The sequence below is a fragment of the Exiguobacterium sp. s166 genome (genome assembly GCF_018618855.1).
Classification (GTDB): Bacteria; Bacillota; Bacilli; order Exiguobacteriales; family Exiguobacteriaceae; genus Exiguobacterium_A.
Map to the genome: position 1 here is coordinate 1 of NZ_JACSMU010000016.1, position 1,253 is coordinate 1,253.

The following is a 1,253-nucleotide window of genomic DNA, read 5'->3' on the forward strand; positions in this document are numbered from 1 at the left end:
TGTATTAGGCACGCCGCCAGCGTTCGTCCTGAGCCAGGATCAAACTCTCCATAAAGTGTTTGACTTGCTCGTTGTGTGACCGAAGTCACATTGACGAAGCTTGCGCTTCATTCATTGTTTGTATCCAAAGATACGTTTTTTGCCTCATCGTTCAGTTTTCAAAGTCCGATATGAAAAATAATGGTCGGGAAGACAGGATTCGAACCTGCGACCCCTTGGTCCCAAACCAAGTGCTCTACCAAGCTGAGCTACTTCCCGAAAAGTGCACCCTGAGAGATTCGAACTCCCGACCCCTTGATTCGTAGTCAAGTACTCTATCCAGCTGAGCTAAGGGTGCATAATAAGTGCGGTCGAGAGGACTTGAACCTCCACAGTGTTGCCACCACTAGGCCCTCAACCTAGCGCGTCTACCATTCCGCCACGACCGCAAATTATGCTATTTGATGTTTCTTATATGAAAAAATTGGAGCGGAAGACGGGATTCGAACCCGCGACCCCGACCTTGGCAAGGTCGTATTCTACCACTGAACTACTTCCGCATAAATATAAATGGTACGGGTGAAGGGACTTGAACCCCCACGTCAAAGACACTAGATCCTAAATCTAGCGCGTCTACCAATTCCGCCACACCCGCATAAAAAAATGGTGTGTCATGCAGGATTCGAACCTGCGACCCTCTGATTAAAAGTCAGATGCTCTACCAACTGAGCTAATGACACAAATAGTATGAAGTTAAAAATAAAATGGGGCGACTGATGGGAATTGAACCCACGAATGCCGGAATCACAATCCGGTGCGTTAACCACTTCGCCACAACCGCCATATTAAGATGGTGCCGGCAACAGGAGTCGAACCCGCGACCTACTGATTACAAGTCAGTTGCTCTACCAGCTGAGCTACACCGGCAGGTGTAATGGTGGCTTTGGACGGAATCGAACCGCCGACACGAGGATTTTCAGTCCTCTGCTCTACCGACTGAGCTACAAAGCCATACTAAAAAGTTTCGGTAAATAAAAATGGCGGTCCTGACGGGATTCGAACCCGCGATCTCCTGCGTGACAGGCAGGCATGTTAACCGCTACACCACAGGACCGTGGTAACTTGACGACTTCTATAATACTATATCAATCAGTCAAAATTGTCAAATACTTTATTAAAAAAGTATGCCTGGCAACGTCCTATCCTCACAGGGGGAAGCCCCCAACTACTTTCGGCGTTCAAGTGCTTAACTTCCGTGTTCGGCATGGGAACGG

The 1,253-nt window shown here is 48.2% G+C and carries 10 tRNA genes and 1 rRNA gene; all 11 read right to left on the reverse strand.

Annotation, left to right across the window (positions count from 1 at the left end):
- Positions 1-181 precede the first annotated feature (181 nt).
- A tRNA-Pro gene (locus KNP93_RS15485) sits at positions 182-258 on the reverse strand.
- 5 nt (positions 259-263) lie between these two features.
- Positions 264-337: transfer RNA gene (locus KNP93_RS15490), tRNA-Arg, on the reverse strand.
- Positions 338-345: 8 nt separating this feature from the next.
- A tRNA-Leu gene (locus tag KNP93_RS15495) sits at positions 346-428 on the reverse strand.
- 36 nt (positions 429-464) lie between these two features.
- Positions 465-539: transfer RNA gene (locus tag KNP93_RS15500), tRNA-Gly, on the reverse strand.
- Between the two features lie 11 nt (positions 540-550).
- Positions 551-634 (reverse strand) — tRNA-Leu (locus KNP93_RS15505).
- A 9-nt stretch (positions 635-643) separates the two neighbouring features.
- Positions 644-719, reverse strand: a tRNA-Lys gene (locus KNP93_RS15510).
- A gap of 25 nt (positions 720-744) precedes the next feature.
- Positions 745-820: transfer RNA gene (locus KNP93_RS15515), tRNA-His, on the reverse strand.
- A gap of 10 nt (positions 821-830) precedes the next feature.
- Positions 831-906: transfer RNA gene (locus KNP93_RS15520), tRNA-Thr, on the reverse strand.
- Positions 907-914: 8 nt separating this feature from the next.
- Positions 915-990: transfer RNA gene (locus KNP93_RS15525), tRNA-Phe, on the reverse strand.
- A 27-nt stretch (positions 991-1,017) separates the two neighbouring features.
- A tRNA-Asp gene (locus KNP93_RS15530) sits at positions 1,018-1,093 on the reverse strand.
- A 72-nt stretch (positions 1,094-1,165) separates the two neighbouring features.
- Positions 1,166-1,253, reverse strand: a 5S ribosomal RNA gene (gene rrf / locus KNP93_RS15535); the annotation flags it as partial.